Annotated in this window: 13 protein-coding genes; 2 read left to right on the top strand and 11 right to left on the bottom strand. The window is 71.3% G+C overall.

Annotated features, from left to right (window positions below):
- Nucleotides 1-161: 161 nt before the first annotated feature.
- Nucleotides 162-452, bottom strand: a complete 291-nt coding sequence (locus ABT127_RS24380; protein WP_351453783.1) for a DUF3039 domain-containing protein — start codon at nt 450-452, stop codon at nt 162-164.
- 52 nt (nt 453-504) lie between these two features.
- Nucleotides 505-1,074 carry a YqgE/AlgH family protein gene (locus tag ABT127_RS24375; protein WP_351453781.1) on the bottom strand — a complete coding sequence of 190 codons (570 nt, stop codon included), beginning with the start codon at nt 1,072-1,074 and terminating at the stop codon, nt 505-507.
- A gap of 252 nt (nt 1,075-1,326) precedes the next feature.
- Here ABT127_RS24375 and murA point away from each other — a divergent pair, with 252 nt between their 5' ends.
- On the top strand, nt 1,327-2,673 hold the full coding sequence (murA, locus tag ABT127_RS24370; RefSeq protein ID WP_351453778.1) for a UDP-N-acetylglucosamine 1-carboxyvinyltransferase: 1,347 nt from the start codon (nt 1,327-1,329) through the stop codon (nt 2,671-2,673).
- Nucleotides 2,674-2,868: 195 nt separating this feature from the next.
- On the opposite strand, the gene ABT127_RS24365 is transcribed toward murA, so the two are convergent.
- From ABT127_RS24365 to ABT127_RS24335, 7 genes are all read right to left on the bottom strand, one after another.
- The gene (locus ABT127_RS24365; RefSeq protein WP_016645140.1) at nt 2,869-3,150 is read right to left on the bottom strand and encodes an HU family DNA-binding protein; all 282 of its coding nucleotides are present in this window, start codon (nt 3,148-3,150) and stop codon (nt 2,869-2,871) included.
- Nucleotides 3,151-3,450: 300 nt separating this feature from the next.
- Nucleotides 3,451-4,896, bottom strand: coding sequence for an NAD-dependent malic enzyme (locus tag ABT127_RS24360; RefSeq protein WP_351453773.1), 1,446 nt, complete (start codon nt 4,894-4,896; stop codon nt 3,451-3,453).
- Between the two features lie 335 nt (nt 4,897-5,231).
- Entirely contained in the window at nt 5,232-7,616 is a 2,385-nt protein-coding gene (locus ABT127_RS24355) for a HelD family protein (RefSeq protein WP_351453771.1), read from the bottom strand.
- 92 nt (nt 7,617-7,708) lie between these two features.
- On the bottom strand, nt 7,709-8,503 hold the full coding sequence (locus ABT127_RS24350; RefSeq protein WP_351453768.1) for an anti-sigma factor family protein: 795 nt from the start codon (nt 8,501-8,503) through the stop codon (nt 7,709-7,711).
- Nucleotides 8,500-9,105: a sigma-70 family RNA polymerase sigma factor gene (locus ABT127_RS24345; RefSeq protein ID WP_078506388.1), complete on the bottom strand. Its 606-nt coding sequence runs from the start codon at nt 9,103-9,105 to the stop codon at nt 8,500-8,502. Before ABT127_RS24345 ends, ABT127_RS24350 begins: the two co-directional genes overlap by 4 nt.
- 89 nt (nt 9,106-9,194) lie before the next feature.
- Nucleotides 9,195-9,800, bottom strand: a complete 606-nt coding sequence (locus tag ABT127_RS24340; protein ID WP_351453765.1) for a CGNR zinc finger domain-containing protein — start codon at nt 9,798-9,800, stop codon at nt 9,195-9,197.
- A gap of 25 nt (nt 9,801-9,825) precedes the next feature.
- Nucleotides 9,826-10,368, bottom strand: a complete 543-nt coding sequence (locus ABT127_RS24335) for a GNAT family N-acetyltransferase (protein ID WP_351453762.1) — start codon at nt 10,366-10,368, stop codon at nt 9,826-9,828.
- Between the two features lie 93 nt (nt 10,369-10,461).
- On the opposite strand from ABT127_RS24335, the gene ABT127_RS24330 reads away from it, so the two are divergent.
- Nucleotides 10,462-10,968, top strand: a complete 507-nt coding sequence (locus tag ABT127_RS24330; protein ID WP_351453759.1) for an anthrone oxygenase family protein — start codon at nt 10,462-10,464, stop codon at nt 10,966-10,968.
- A 64-nt stretch (nt 10,969-11,032) separates the two neighbouring features.
- On the opposite strand, the gene ABT127_RS24325 is transcribed toward ABT127_RS24330, so the two are convergent.
- On the bottom strand, nt 11,033-12,202 hold the full coding sequence (locus tag ABT127_RS24325; RefSeq protein ID WP_351453756.1) for a uroporphyrinogen-III synthase: 1,170 nt from the start codon (nt 12,200-12,202) through the stop codon (nt 11,033-11,035).
- A gap of 128 nt (nt 12,203-12,330) precedes the next feature.
- The gene (locus ABT127_RS24320) at nt 12,331-13,710 is read right to left on the bottom strand and encodes a nitrate/nitrite transporter (RefSeq protein WP_351453753.1); all 1,380 of its coding nucleotides are present in this window, start codon (nt 13,708-13,710) and stop codon (nt 12,331-12,333) included.
- Nucleotides 13,711-13,813 lie beyond the last annotated feature (103 nt).

Genomic DNA, 13,813 nt, shown 5'->3' with positions numbered 1-13,813 from the left:
CCGAATAGTCGTTGCAACATACGCAATGGCTGTTTCGCTGTGCACAACAGGACGGAGGCTAGAAGGACTGGACCATTGAGCGCAATGGTTTACGGGCAACACAAAGGCCCCCGGTGCGCGTCACCGCGCACCGGGGGCCTCGCCGGCGAAGGAGGGGGCCGCTACTTGCCGCCGCCGTCCTTGCCCTTGTCGTTGTCGCCGCCCGAGCCCATGGACTCGTAGATCTCCTTGCACATGGGACAGACGGGGTACTTCTTCGGGTCACGGCCCGGGACCCACACCTTGCCGCAGAGCGCCACGACAGGCGTACCGTCCAGGGCGCTCGCCATGATCTTGTCCTTCTGGACATAGTGGGCGAAGCGCTCATGATCGCCGTCACCGTGCGACGTCTGCGGCGTCGGCTCTACGAGGGTCCCCGTACCTGTCCCGCGCTCGGGCTCAAGAGTGCTCATAACCGCCAAGGGTACTTAAGCCTGCCCCCAGGGCGAAGAGTCGCCGGCGCGCTTAGTTGAGCGAGGGATCGTCCGGATAGGTCGCCACCATCGCCAGCTCGCTGCGCTGGCGGCGCAGCACCGCCCGCCACAGTCCCTCCGGTCGGGTCGCGGAGACGTCGCCCGGCTCCGACTCGACGACGTACCAGGCACCCTCGGACAGCTCGTCCTGCAACTGGCCGGGACCCCAGCCCGAGTATCCGGCGAAGATCCGCAGCGAGCCGAGGGCCGCGGCCAGCAGCTCCGGCGGCACCTCCAGGTCGACGAGACCGATCGCGCCGTGCACCCGGCGCCAGCCGAGGGGACCGTCCGCCGAGGCACCGCCGGGGATCACCGCGACGCCGAGCGCCGAGTCGAGGGAGACCGGACCGCCCTGGAAGACGACGCCCGGCTCACCGGCCAGCTCGCCCCAGCCCTCCAGGATGTCGCCGACGTCCACCGGCGTCGGCCGGTTCAGGACGACGCCGAGTGAGCCCTTCTCGTCGTGGTCGAGAAGCAGCACGACCGCCCGGTCGAAATTCGGGTCCGCGAGGGCGGGTGTGGCCACGAGCAGCCGCCCTGTGAGCGAGGACACCTCGGTCATGCCAGACATGATCCCGCATCTTCGTGCCGTACGGGGAGTCACGCGCAACTCCCGTATGCATGCAGGTCGGCGCGCATGGAAGCGGAAGGGGCGCACCGGTCGGAACCGTCACCCCTTGTGCCCGGCGACGAACGTTTCGTGTTGTAGCGAAGTCATGACGCTTCAGGCCGACCGCGGGCTTACGGAACAGGGGGAGGCGGCCCTTACCCTTGTCCCTTGGTCCCCTGCCCACCTCTTCGGAACGCGAGATTCATGACCGTCACCGGCATTGACGACGTACTGCTTGTCCACGGCGGAACCCCGCTGGAGGGCGAGATCCGTGTCCGCGGCGCGAAGAACCTCGTGCCCAAGGCCATGGTCGCGGCGCTGCTCGGCAGCGCTCCGAGCCGGCTGCGCAATGTCCCCGACATCCGCGACGTGCGTGTCGTACGCGGACTGCTGCAGCTGCACGGTGTGACGGTCCGCCCCGGTGAGGAGCCGGGCGAGCTGGTGATGGATCCCTCGCACGTGGAGTCGGCGAACGTCGCCGACATCGACGCGCACGCGGGCTCGTCCCGCATCCCGATCCTGCTCTGCGGACCCCTTCTGCACCGCCTCGGCCACGCCTTCATTCCCGGTCTGGGCGGCTGCGACATCGGCGGCCGGCCGATCGACTTCCACTTCGAGGTGCTGCGCCAGTTCGGCGCCACCATCGAGAAGCGCGCCGACGGCCAGTACCTGGAGGCCCCGCAGCGGCTGCGCGGCACCAAGATCCGCCTCCCCTACCCCTCCGTGGGCGCCACCGAGCAGGTCCTGCTCACGGCCGTCCTCGCCGAGGGCGTCACGGAGCTCTCGAACGCCGCGGTGGAGCCGGAGATCGAGGACCTGATCTGCGTTCTGCAGAAAATGGGCGCGATCATCGCGATGGACACCGACCGCACCATCCGCATCACCGGTGTCGACACGCTCGGCGGTTACACGCACCGCGCGCTGTCCGACCGCCTGGAAGCCGCTTCCTGGGCCTCGGCGGCGCTCGCCACCGAGGGCAACATCTACGTCCGCGGCGCCCAGCAGCGCTCGATGATGACGTTCCTCAACACGTACCGCAAGGTCGGCGGCGCCTTCGAGATCGACGACGAGGGCATCCGCTTCTGGCACCCCGGCGGCCAGCTCAAGTCCATCGCTCTGGAGACGGACGTCCACCCCGGCTTCCAGACCGACTGGCAGCAGCCGCTCGTCGTGGCCCTCACGCAGGCCACGGGCCTGTCCATCGTCCACGAGACGGTCTACGAGTCGCGGCTCGGCTTCACCTCCGCGCTCAACCAGATGGGCGCGCACATCCAGCTCTACCGCGAGTGCCTGGGCGGCTCCGACTGCCGCTTCGGCCAGCGCAACTTCCTGCACTCCGCCGTCGTCTCCGGCCCCACCAAGCTGGAGGGCGCCGACCTGGTCATCCCCGACCTGCGCGGCGGCTTCTCGTACCTGATCGCGGCGCTGGCCGCGCAGGGCACGTCGCGGGTGCACGGCATCGACCTCATCAACCGCGGCTACGAGAACTTCATGGAGAAGCTCGTGGAACTCGGCGCCAAGGTCGAGCTCCCGGGCAAGGCGCTCGGCTAACCGCCTGAACCTGGATGGGGGCCGCCCGGGACTTCCCGGGCGGCCCCCGTCGCTTTCCGGCCACCGTCCTGCCACAAGGGCTCTCACGGCCGCCTGCGGCCCGGTGGGGCCGGGCCCGGCGGACGGGACCCGGAAACGCCGGCGGGCGGTCACCCGGAGACCCGGGGGACCGCCCGCCGCAAAATCGCCGAAGGCTTACTTGCCCTTGGCGGCTTCCTTGAGCTTGGAGCCCGCCGAAACCTTGACGCTGTAACCGGCCGGGATGTTGATCGGCTCGCCGGTCTGCGGGTTGCGGGCGGTGCGAGCGGCACGGTGCGTGCGCTCGAAGGTCAGGAAGCCGGGGATGGTGACCTTCTCGTCGCCCTTGGCAACGATCTCGCCGACGGTCTCGGCGAACGCGGCCAGCACGGCGTCGGCGTCCTTGCGGGTCACCTCGGCGCGGTCGGCCAGCGCGGCCACCAGCTCACTGCGGTTCATGTTTGTACTCCCGTGTTCTTCTTGCCGTTGAGGCGTGCCACGCGGCGCAAGGCCGCATGTTGGGCAACAACGAATCCGATGCTGCCAGGGTCTCGGTCAGGCCCAGGACCCGGGTCCGTCGTCCGAACCCTCGCGCCCGAAGACGCATCCTGCCCCCACCAGCGGCGGTAAAGCCAATCCGGCACCCGTGGGGGTCACACGGAAAGCGCCACCGCCCTGGGACCGGGCGGGCCGGGGGGCCTGCTTCCCGGCCACCCTAGAGGGCCCGCGAGGGCCCCGCATTCCGCGACGCGCCGGTCCTCAGGCGGTCGTGGCGCCTGTCACAGCCGCTCCGGCCGCCTTCGCGGCGTTCCGGACCGCACCCGCCACAGCACCCGCGACCTTGTCGTTGAAGACGCTCGGGATGATGTAGTTCGGGTTCAGCTCGTCCTCGCCCACGACGTCGGCGAGGGCCGTGGCCGCCGCCAGCATCATGTCCGTGTTGACCGTGCGCGACTGGGCGTCGAGCAGGCCGCGGAAGACACCGGGGAAGACCAGCACGTTGTTGATCTGGTTCGGGAAGTCCGAGCGGCCGGTGGCCACGACGGCCGCCGTCTCACGGGCCACGGCCGGGTCGACCTCGGGGTCCGGGTTCGCGAGCGCGAACACGATCGCGCCGTCCGCCATCGCGGCCACGTCCTCGCCGCCCAGCACGTTCGGCGCCGAGACGCCGATGAAGACGTCCGCGCCGACGACGGCTTCCTTCAGCGTGCCGGTCAGGACCCCGTCGGGACCACCGGTGTTGGTGTTGTCGGCGATCCAGCGCAGCGGCGAGTCGCTGTCGGCGCCCTTGAGGTCCTCGCGGTCGGCGTGCACGACACCGTGGATGTCGGCCACCACCGCGTTCTTCACCCCGGCCGCGAGCAGCAGCTTCAGGATGGCGGTACCGGCCGCGCCGGCGCCCGACATGACGACGCGGATGTCGCCAATTGCCTTGCCCGCCACGCGAAGTGCGTTGGTGAGCGCGGCGAGCACGACGATCGCGGTGCCGTGCTGGTCGTCGTGGAAGACGGGGATGTCGAGGGCCTCGCGCAGCCGGGCCTCGATCTCGAAGCAGCGCGGCGCGGAGATGTCCTCCAGGTTGATGCCCGCGAAGCCGGGGGCGATCGCCTTGACGATCTCGACGATGGCGTCGGTGTCCTGGGTGTCCAGGCAGATCGGCCAGGCGTCGATGTCGGCGAAGCGCTTGAAGAGGGCCGCCTTGCCCTCCATGACCGGCATGGCGGCCATCGGGCCGATGTTGCCGAGGCCGAGGACCGCGGAACCGTCCGTCACGACCGCAACCGTGTTGCGCTTGATGGTCAGACGGCGGGCGTCCTCGGGGTTCTCCGCGATCGCCATGCAGACGCGGGCCACACCCGGCGTGTAGACCATGGAGAGGTCGTCACGGTTGCGGATGGGGTGCTTGGACTGCATCTCGATCTTGCCGCCGAGGTGCATGAGGAACGTACGGTCGGAGACCTTTCCGAGCGTCACGCCCTCGATGCCGCGCAGCTGCTCGACGATCTCGTCCGCGTGGGACGTGGAGCTGGCCGCGATCGTGACGTCGATGCGGAGCTTTTCGTGGCCGGAAGCGGTCACGTCGAGGCCGGTCACCGAGCCGCCGGAGGACTCCACGGCGGTGGTGAGCTGCGATACGGCCGTTCCGCTCGCGGGCACCTCCAGCCGGACCGTCATCGAGTAGGAGACGCTGGGCGCCGTTGCCATGGCCGACTTCCTCTGCTTTCACCGTGTAGCTGTTGCTGTCCGATCGTCGCACCTACCGCCGAGTACGTGGTAGTCGCATCGGATTGTGAACCTTACGTTCACGCTGCTTTCGGAAACTGACTTCCACCATACGAGAAGTAGCCGCAAACAGAAAGAGGCCCACGTCACTTCCGTGACGTGGGCCTCTCCTGAACGGCTATGACACCGACCCGCCATGCTCGCCTCGCGGCAAGTGGTCCCTCTGAGGGACGAAGGTTGGGCCCGGGGGCTTGGATCGAGCCGGTGCCGTCATCAACGGTAACACCGGAGTCGCCGGACACAAGGGCCCGTCGCCATCAGTCCCGGAGCAGGTCCGGAACCCCCTCCGCGTCCGGTTCGTCGCGCTCGGCGGAGACCACCGTGAGCTGCTGCGTCGCCCTGGTCAGAGCGACGTAGAGGACGCGCAGTCCGGCCGGTGACTCGTCGGCGATCTCCGCCGGGGAGACCACGATCGTCGCGTCGTACTCCAGGCCCTTCGCCTCCAGCGAGCCGAGGGCCACGACCCGGTCGCCGAGCCCGGCCAGCCAGCGGGCCGCCTCCTTGCGGCGGTTCATCGCCACGACGACGCCGACGGTGCCGTCGACCCGCTCCAGCAGGCGCGCGGCCTCCTCCCGCACGGTGTCCGCCAGCCTGTCGCCGACGACCACGAAACGCGGCTGGACGCCGGTGGAGCGGACCGCCCTGGGCGACGTGGAACCGGGCATCGCCAGGGCGAGGACCTTCGCCGCCAGGTCGGCGATCTCGGACGGGTTGCGGTAGTTCACCGTCAGCTCGAAGCGGCGCCGCGGACGGCTGCCCAGGGCCTCGTCACGGGCGGCCGCCGCCTCGTCCGGATCGGACCAGGAGGACTGCGCCGGGTCGCCGACGACCGTCCAGGTGGCGTGCCGGCCGCGGCGGCCGACCATCCGCCACTGCATCGGGGTCAGGTCCTGCGCCTCGTCGACGATGACGTGCGCGTACTCGGTCCGCTCCTGCGCGAGCCGCTCGGCCCGCTCGTACTGGGTCTCCTCCCGTACGGGCATCAGCTCCTCCAGACCGGTGAGCTGGTCCAGCGGGTCGTACTCCCGCTTGCGCCTCGGGCGGGCCGGGGCGCCGAGCACCGAGTTCAGCTCGTCGAGCAGGGCGACGTCGTGCACCGAGAACGCCTCGCGCCGCAGCGACCTGGCCAGCTTGCGGACCTCGCCCGGATTCAGGATCCGGCGGGCCCAGCGGCCCAGGCGCCGCTCGTCGGCCATCGCGGACAGCACGGCGCGCGGGGTCAGCTCCGGCCACCACGCGTCCAGGAACCGGACGAAGTCGTCCTCGCCCGTGATGTCCTCGTCGAAGGACGAGCGCAGCTCCGCCGCGAGTTCGGGGTCGGTGTGCCGCCCGGCCGAGCCGGACTGCTCCCACAGCGCGTCGAGGAGCAGCTTGCGGGCGCGCGGGCGCAGGTGGTTGACCGGGGCGGTGCCGCCGAGGGCCGCGTGCCGGATCCGGGAGAGCTGCCCGGCCTCCAGTTCCAGACGGCGGCCGAAGGCGACCACCCGGAGCCGGGTGGGGGTGCCCGCGGCCGGTGCCGGGGTCTCCGCCCCCTCCTCCTCGCCGAACGCCAGCTGCTCCTGCCGCGCCGGGGCCGGGCGCCCCGACTCCAGCGCGCCCCGCGCCGCCCTGCGCAGCACCGTCAGCATCCGCGACGAGCCCTTCACGCGGGCCACCGCCGGGCTGTCGTACTCCGTGGCCTCCGCGCCGCCGGGACCGTCGTAGAGCGAGCCGACCGCGCGGATCGCGACCTGGCCCTCCTCACCGAGCGAGGGCAGCACGCCCTCGGTGTACGCCACGAGCAGCGGCGTCGGCGACACGATGAGGATGCCGCCCGCGTACCGGCGGCGGTCCTGGTACAGCAGGTACGCGGCGCGGTGCAGGGCCACCGCCGTCTTGCCGGTGCCCGGCCCGCCCTCCACGTACGTCACCGACGCGGCGGGGGCGCGGATCACCAGGTCCTGCTCGGCCTGGATGGAGGCGACGATGTCCCGCATGGAGTGGCTGCGGGCCTGGCCGAGCGCGGCCATCAGTGCGCCGTCGCCGATCGCCGGCAGCTCCGCGCCGTTCAGGAACGCGGTCAGCTCCGGGCGCATCAGGTCGTCCTCGACGCCCAGCACCCTGCGCCCCTTGGACCGGATGACCCGGCGGCGCACCACCCGGCCCGGATCCACGGGCGTCGAGCGGTAGAACGGCGCGGCCGCCGGGGCCCGCCAGTCGATCACCAGCGGCGAGTAGTCCGCGTCGAGCACGCCGATCCGGCCGATGTGCAGGGTCTCGGCGATGTCGGCCGTGTTGTTCTCCCGCACCGCGCCCTCGGCGGGCTCGACCGCCGTGTAGGCGCCGTCCGGGCCCTTCTTGCCGTCCTTGCCGAGCAGCAGGTCGATCCGGCCGAAGAGGAAGTCCTCGAACTCGTTGTTGAGCCGGTTGAGGTGGATACCCGCGCGGAAGACCTGCGCGTCCCGCTCGGCGAGCGCGCCGGGGGTGCCGACCTGGCCGCGTTTGGCGGCGTCGTCCATGAGGAACTCCGCCTCGTGGATCTTCTCCTCCAGGCGGCGGTAGACGGCGTCGAGGTGGTGCTGTTCGACACCGATCTCACGGTCGCGGACGGAGTCCATCGTGCTGCGGTCCACCGCTGAACCGTGCTGAGCCTGAGCGGCCACCGGGCCCCCTTCTGACGTGCTGGGCAGCCGTCAAAGGTACGCGAAAGGGGCCCGCCGAAGCTACGTACGGAAGGTCACGGCTCGAACCTGTCCTAGGCGTTCACCTCGACAAGCCGTTTCCCGTCGAGCGTCTCCACCTCGAAGTGGTCGATCTGGTCCCGGGTGAAGGCCGCGCCGCCGTGCACGTAGAGCGGGTACCGGGCGCTCTGGTGGGCGCTGCTCGCGATGCCGTAACCCCACTTCGGAACGGCCCAGGTGGTGACCGTCTCGCGTTCGCCGTTCTTGCCGACCGCGACGAGGGAGCACTTGAGCGGGCCCTTGACGTTCTTCAGCTCCAGGACCGTGTGGGTGCCCCAGGCCTTCTTCTCCATGCCGACCGTCGCGCTCACGTTCGTCGTGGCGTCGGTGGCCTCCACCTTGTCGGTGATGTGGTGGAAGGCGTCCTCGGCGGGGCTGCTGGAGTGCGCGGTGACGGCTCCCCCGCCGTCGCCGCCGTTCGCCGCCAGGACCGTCAGCGGACCGCCGATGATCAGGGCCGCGGCGGCCGCCACCAGGTACAGGCCGTGGCGGCGCTTGCGGCCGCGCCTGCGGGCGACCTCGTCGACCAGGGTCTCGGCGAGCCGCGGGCTCGGCCGGGCCGCGAGCGACTCCCCGACCACCGGGGTGGCGCGGCCGGGCGGTACGTCGGCGAGGGCGGCGAGCACCGGGCCCATGCCCGCGAACTCCTCCAGCTGCCGCGCGCACCGCTCGCAGCCCGCCAGGTGGACCTCGAACGCGGTCGCCTCGGCGTCGTCGAGGACGCCGAGCGCGTAGGCACCGACCGTCTCGTGCACATCGCCGGGCGGCTGCTCGCGGTACTCCCCGTGTCCCCCGTGTCCGAACGTCATGCCGTCACCCCCCGCTCCTCCAGCGCCAGCTTCATCGAGCGCAGGGCGTAGAACACCCGTGAGCGCACCGTTCCGCTGGGGATGCCGAGCGTCTCGGCCGCCTCATTGACCGTACGCCCCTTGAAGTACGTCTCCACGAGTACTTCCCGGTGGGCCGGGGTCAGGTCCTCCAGGGCATCGGACAGCGTCATCAGCCACAGCGCCTTGTCGATCTCGTCCTCCGCGGGAATGACCTCCAGCGGCGACGGATCGACCTCCTGCGGCCGGGCCTGCCGGCTGCGGTGGCCGTCGATGACGATGCGCCGGGCGACCGTCACCAGCCAGGGGCGTACCGAACCGGTCGCACGGTTGAGCTGACCGGCGTTCTTCCAGGCACGGATGAGCGTCTCCTGCACGACGTCCTCGGCGCGCTGCCGGTCCCCCGCCACCAGCCGCAGCACATAGGCCAGCAGAGGGCGCGCATGCTCGGCGTAGAGCGCGCGCATCAGCTCCTCGTCCGGCTCCGGGGGCCGCGGCGCTCGATGTCGGGCCCGGGACGGGCGTTCATCGGCCACGGCGGAATCCTTGCGCACGCCTACCTCCGGTGTCCCCAGTTCTGCCATGTCCTGTGGCTGGGCTCACGACGGTGATACGCAGACGAACGCGCGCGTGTTCAAAGGGAGTTGAGATGCACCGTGCACATGGATGGACGCTAGGCGCGGGCCAGGGCGGCGCGGCGCCGGTGTCTGGCCACCCGCTCCCGGTTGCCGCACACCTCACTGGAGCACCAGCGTCGGCGGCGCCCGCGCGAGGTGTCGAGGTAGATGATCGGGCAGTTGTCGCCCTCGCACTGACGCAGCGCGCCGCGCGCCGACGGGTCGGTGAGCAGGTCCACCGCGTCCCGGGCGACGGCCGCGAGCAGGGCCGGACAGCCGGGCGCGGTGTGCAGGGAGCGGACCAGGGTGCCGTCGGCGGTGCGGACCGCGCAGGGCGCGGGCGGAGCGGCGCGGGCGAGGAGGTTGACCCGGTCCAGGGCGACGGGCGCGGGCCGGCCCGCGAGTTCGCCGCGGACCAACAGGCCGATGTGGCACCGCAGTTCGTGGAACGCCGCGAGCCAGGACGCGGCCGGGGCGAGATCGGTGCCCGCCGGGACCAGGCCGGCGCCTGCCAGCCAGGCCCGCAGGCTGTCGGGGGAGGTGAGGCGTTCGACGGGGTGCGCGGTGGCGACCAGATCCAGGCAGAGGCGTCCGGAGTCGAACCGCAGCTCCCAGAGTGCGGGGCGAGAGGGGTGGGGGGACCCTGTGGGTACTGCTGCCATGTCCTCTACAGTGCCCGCCCCGGGCCTACTTGGGAACGCTCGGGGGCGGGTCGTCGTGCAGGAGCCGCGCGAAACGGATGTGGTCGCGCCAGGCGCCGTTGATGTAGAGGTACTTGGGCGACATCCCGAACCGCTCGAAGCCGCACTTGGCGAGCACCCGCTGGGAGGAGTGGTTGTCGGTGAGGGTGCCGGCCTCGATGCGGTGCAGGCCGAGTTCGTCGCGGCAGATCCGGATGATCTCCTCGACGGCGGCCGTGGTCAGGCCGCGGCCCGCGTACGTGCCGTCGACCCAGTAGCCGAGGCTGGTGCTGCACAGCGGGCCCATCACGATGCCGCTCAGCATGAGCCGGCCGATCACGATCCCGTCGGCCGCCCTGTCGACCAGCACCCAGGTGGCGCTGTCGGCGCCGGTGATCCGGGAGACCTGCCCCTCGGCGGTGTAGAACTCCGCCGTGCGGGGCGGCTCCGTGGAACGCAGGTGGTCGATGTTGCGGACCTGCGCGTCGGCCAGTGCCTGGGCGTCGTCGACCGTGGCACGACGCATCTCGATGTCGGGGGCGATCAGCATGTCCGTACGGTACGAGGCTGTCGTGGACGCTCGCTTATGGGGGTGCGCGGCTCGGCGATGTCCGGCGGGCGGGCCCGCGCCTTCACTGGGGACATGACTTCTTCGCAGCGCTTCACTTCCGTCCTGACCGCCGCGGCGGCCGTCGCCGTCGGGCTGGCCGCCGGGACCTTCTACAGCTTCGCGTGCGCCGTGATGCCGGCGCTGGCGCGCAGTGACGACCGTACGTACGTCGAGGTGATGCGGAACATCAACGACGTGATCCAGAACCCCGTGTTCTTCGCGAGCTTCCTCGGGGCGGTGCCGCTCACCGCGGTGGTCGCCTGGCGGGTTCGGCGGGATCGGGGGCTGCGGGGGTGGGTGTGGGCGGCGTTCGTGGCGTACGCCGCCGCCTTCGTGCTGACCTGTGCCGTGAACGTGCCGCTGAACGACGCGTTGGCCCGGCCGGGCGATCCGTCCCGGCTGCGCGACGCTTTCGCCGGGCCTTGGGTGACGTGGAACTCGGTGCGGGCCGCTTTGTGCACGGTGTCGCTGGGGTGCCTCGGGTGGGCACTCGCCCGCGGCTCTCGTCGTGGCTGGTCGCGCAGTTCCCCGCGCCCCTGAAGCGAGCTCCGCTCGCTCAGGGGGAGGCTGCGCGCAGCGCGTGCCGAACGACGGCCCGGTCCCGCTAGCCGTCGGAGTACTTGGCGTCCGCCGCCGGGTCCAGGGCCAGGCGGTAACCCCGTTTGACCACGGTCTGGATCAATTTGGGCGCGCCGAGCGCCGAGCGGAGGCGGGCCATGGCGGTCTCCACGGCGTGCTCGTCGCGCCCGGCACCGGGCAGCGCACGCAGCAGATCGGCGCGGGACACCACCCACCCGGGCCGCCGGGAGAGGGCGCGCAGCAGCGACATCCCGGCCGGCGGCACCGGCCGCAGCTCCCCGTCGACCAGCACGGCGTGCCCGCGGATCTCCATCCGGTGCCCGGCTATCGGCAACGTCCGCGCCCGGCCGGGCAGTTCGAGGCACAGCAGCTGCACCAGCGGCCCGAGCCGAAAGCGCTCCGGCTGCACCGTCACCACCCCGCGCGCCTGCAGCGGCAGCGCGGTCACCGGCCCCACGCAGGCGGGCACGACACCGTGGTCGAGGGCGGACAGCAGCTCGGGCAGCAGCCCGCGCTCCTCGGCACGGTTCAGCAGCGAGGCCGCGGCCGGCGCCGAGGTGAACGTCAGCGCGTCCACGCCCCCGGCGACCGTCGCGTCGAGCAGCCGGTCCACGGGCCCTATGTCCTCCGGTGGCATCCAGCGGTAGACGGGGACGCCGACCACCTCGGCGCCCGCCTCCTTGAGCGCCTCCACGAAGCCGGGCAGCGGCTCGCCGTGCAGCTGGATGGCGACGCGGCGGCCCTCCACCCCTTCCGCGAGGAGCCGTTCGAGCACCTCCGCCATCGACTCCGACGACGGCGACCACTCCTCGGTGAGCCCGGCGGCGCGGATCGCGCCCTTCACCTTGGGCCCCCGCGCGAGGAGTTCGACGCTGCCGAGCCGCGCGAGCAGGGCGTCACCGAGCCCCCAGCCGTCCGCCGCCTCCACCCAGCCGCGGAAGCCGATCGCGGTCGTCGCCACCACCACATCGGGCGCATGGTCTATCAACTGCTTCGTGGCGGCGAGGAGTTCGCTGTCGTCGGCGAGCGGCACGATCCGCAGGGCGGGCGCGTGCAGCACGGCGGCGCCGCGCCGCTTCAGCAGCGCGCCCAGTTCGTCGGCCCGGCGCGCGGCGGTCACCCCGACGGTGAAGCCCGCGAGCGGTCCGTGGGCCGGTACCGGGTCGGCCCCGGCGGCCTGCTGTTCGTCGTACATGCTGGTTCTCGTCCCGCTCGACGGTCGTCCCGTACACGCCTGGTCACAGTGTGGCGTCGTCCGAGCCTGCCAACGCTCCGTGACAGACCCGGATCAGCATGATTGCGTACGTGTTACGGGAGCATCTCTCACACTTCGGCGTAGCTGAGCTGCGGCGTCGTCTCCGTGGTGGCGGTCGCACCGGAGCGGGCGGCGGAGCGGCGAAGGTATACGGCCCACGTCACGGCGAAGCACACCGCGTAGAAGACGAGGAACGCCACGAAGGCGCCGGTGCCGGTGCCCGCCGTCTGGAAGGACTGCCGGAAGGCCAGGTTGATGCCGAGGCCGCCGAGCGCGCCGACCGCCCCGATCAGCCCCATCGAGGCCCCGGAAAGACGCCGTCCCTGGGCGGCCGCCTCCTCGCCGCTGAGGCCCTTGCTCTCCGCCTTGGCCTGGAAGATGCCGGGGATCATCTTGTACGTGGATCCGTTGCCGAGCCCGCTGAGCACGAACACCAGGATGAACGCGACGGTGAACAGCGGCAGCGACTTCGCCACCGACGCGAGGGCGACCACGGCCGTCGCCAGCGCCATCGCCGCGAAGTTCCACAGCGTGATGCGGGCGCCGCCGAAGCGGTCCGCGAGCCGGCCGCCGACCGGGCGGATCAGCGAGCCGAGCAGCGGGCCGATGAAGGTGATCGAGGCGGCCTGCAACGGCGTACGGCCGAACTGGGTCTGGAGGACCAGGCCGAAGGCGAACGAGTAGCCGATGAATGAGCCGAACGTGCCGATGTAGAGGAACGCCATGATCCAGGTGTGGGCGTCGCGCACGGCCTCCTTGGCAGCGCCGGTGTCGTTCCTGACCGTCGCCAGGTTGTCCATGAACAGCGCCGAGAGGACCGTCGCGACGACGATCAGCGGGATGTAGATGCCGAGCAGCACGCGCGGGCCGCCGCTCGCACCGATGACGGCGAGCGCGACGAGCTGGACGACGGGGACGCCGATGTTGCCGCCGCCCGCGTTCAGACCGAGCGCCCAGCCCTTCTGCCGCAGCGGGAAGAAGGAGTTGATGTTCGTCATGGAGGAGGCGAAGTTGCCGCCGCCGACGCCGGTGAGCGCCGCGCACACCATGAACGTGCTGTACGAGGTGCCGGGCTCCATCACGGCGAACGCGGCGACCGACGGCACGAGCAGCAGGCTCGCCGAGACGATCGTCCAGTTCCGGCCGCCGAAGACGGCGACGGCGAAGGTGTAGGGCACCCGGGCGAAGGCCCCGACGAGGGTGGCCGTCGAGACGAGGAAGAACTTCCCCGCCGGGTCGATGCCGTACTCGGGCCCCATGAACAGGACCATCACCGACCACAGGCTCCAGATGGAGAACCCGATGTGCTCGGAGAGGACGGAGAAGACCAGGTTGCGCCGGGCCACCCGGGCGCCGGTCTCCGCCCAGAACGTCTCGTCCTCCGGGTCCCACCGCTCGATCCAACTCCGGCTTCGGGTCTGCGCCTTGAGCTCGTCGGGGCCGGCCATCTCACGCCTCCAGGTCACGGGGTACGGCTGCTGCGACCGACGCTAGGCACGGCGGATTTCCGTGCTGTGCCGTGGAGTGACCGCCCGGGAACGTTGCTCTCAC

The sequence above is a fragment of the Streptomyces sp. NPDC001904 genome (assembly GCF_040297005.1).
GTDB lineage: Bacteria > Actinomycetota > Actinomycetes > Streptomycetales > Streptomycetaceae > Streptomyces.
Note: the sequence above shows the minus strand (reverse complement) of the source record. Positions and strands in the feature narration are given on the sequence as shown.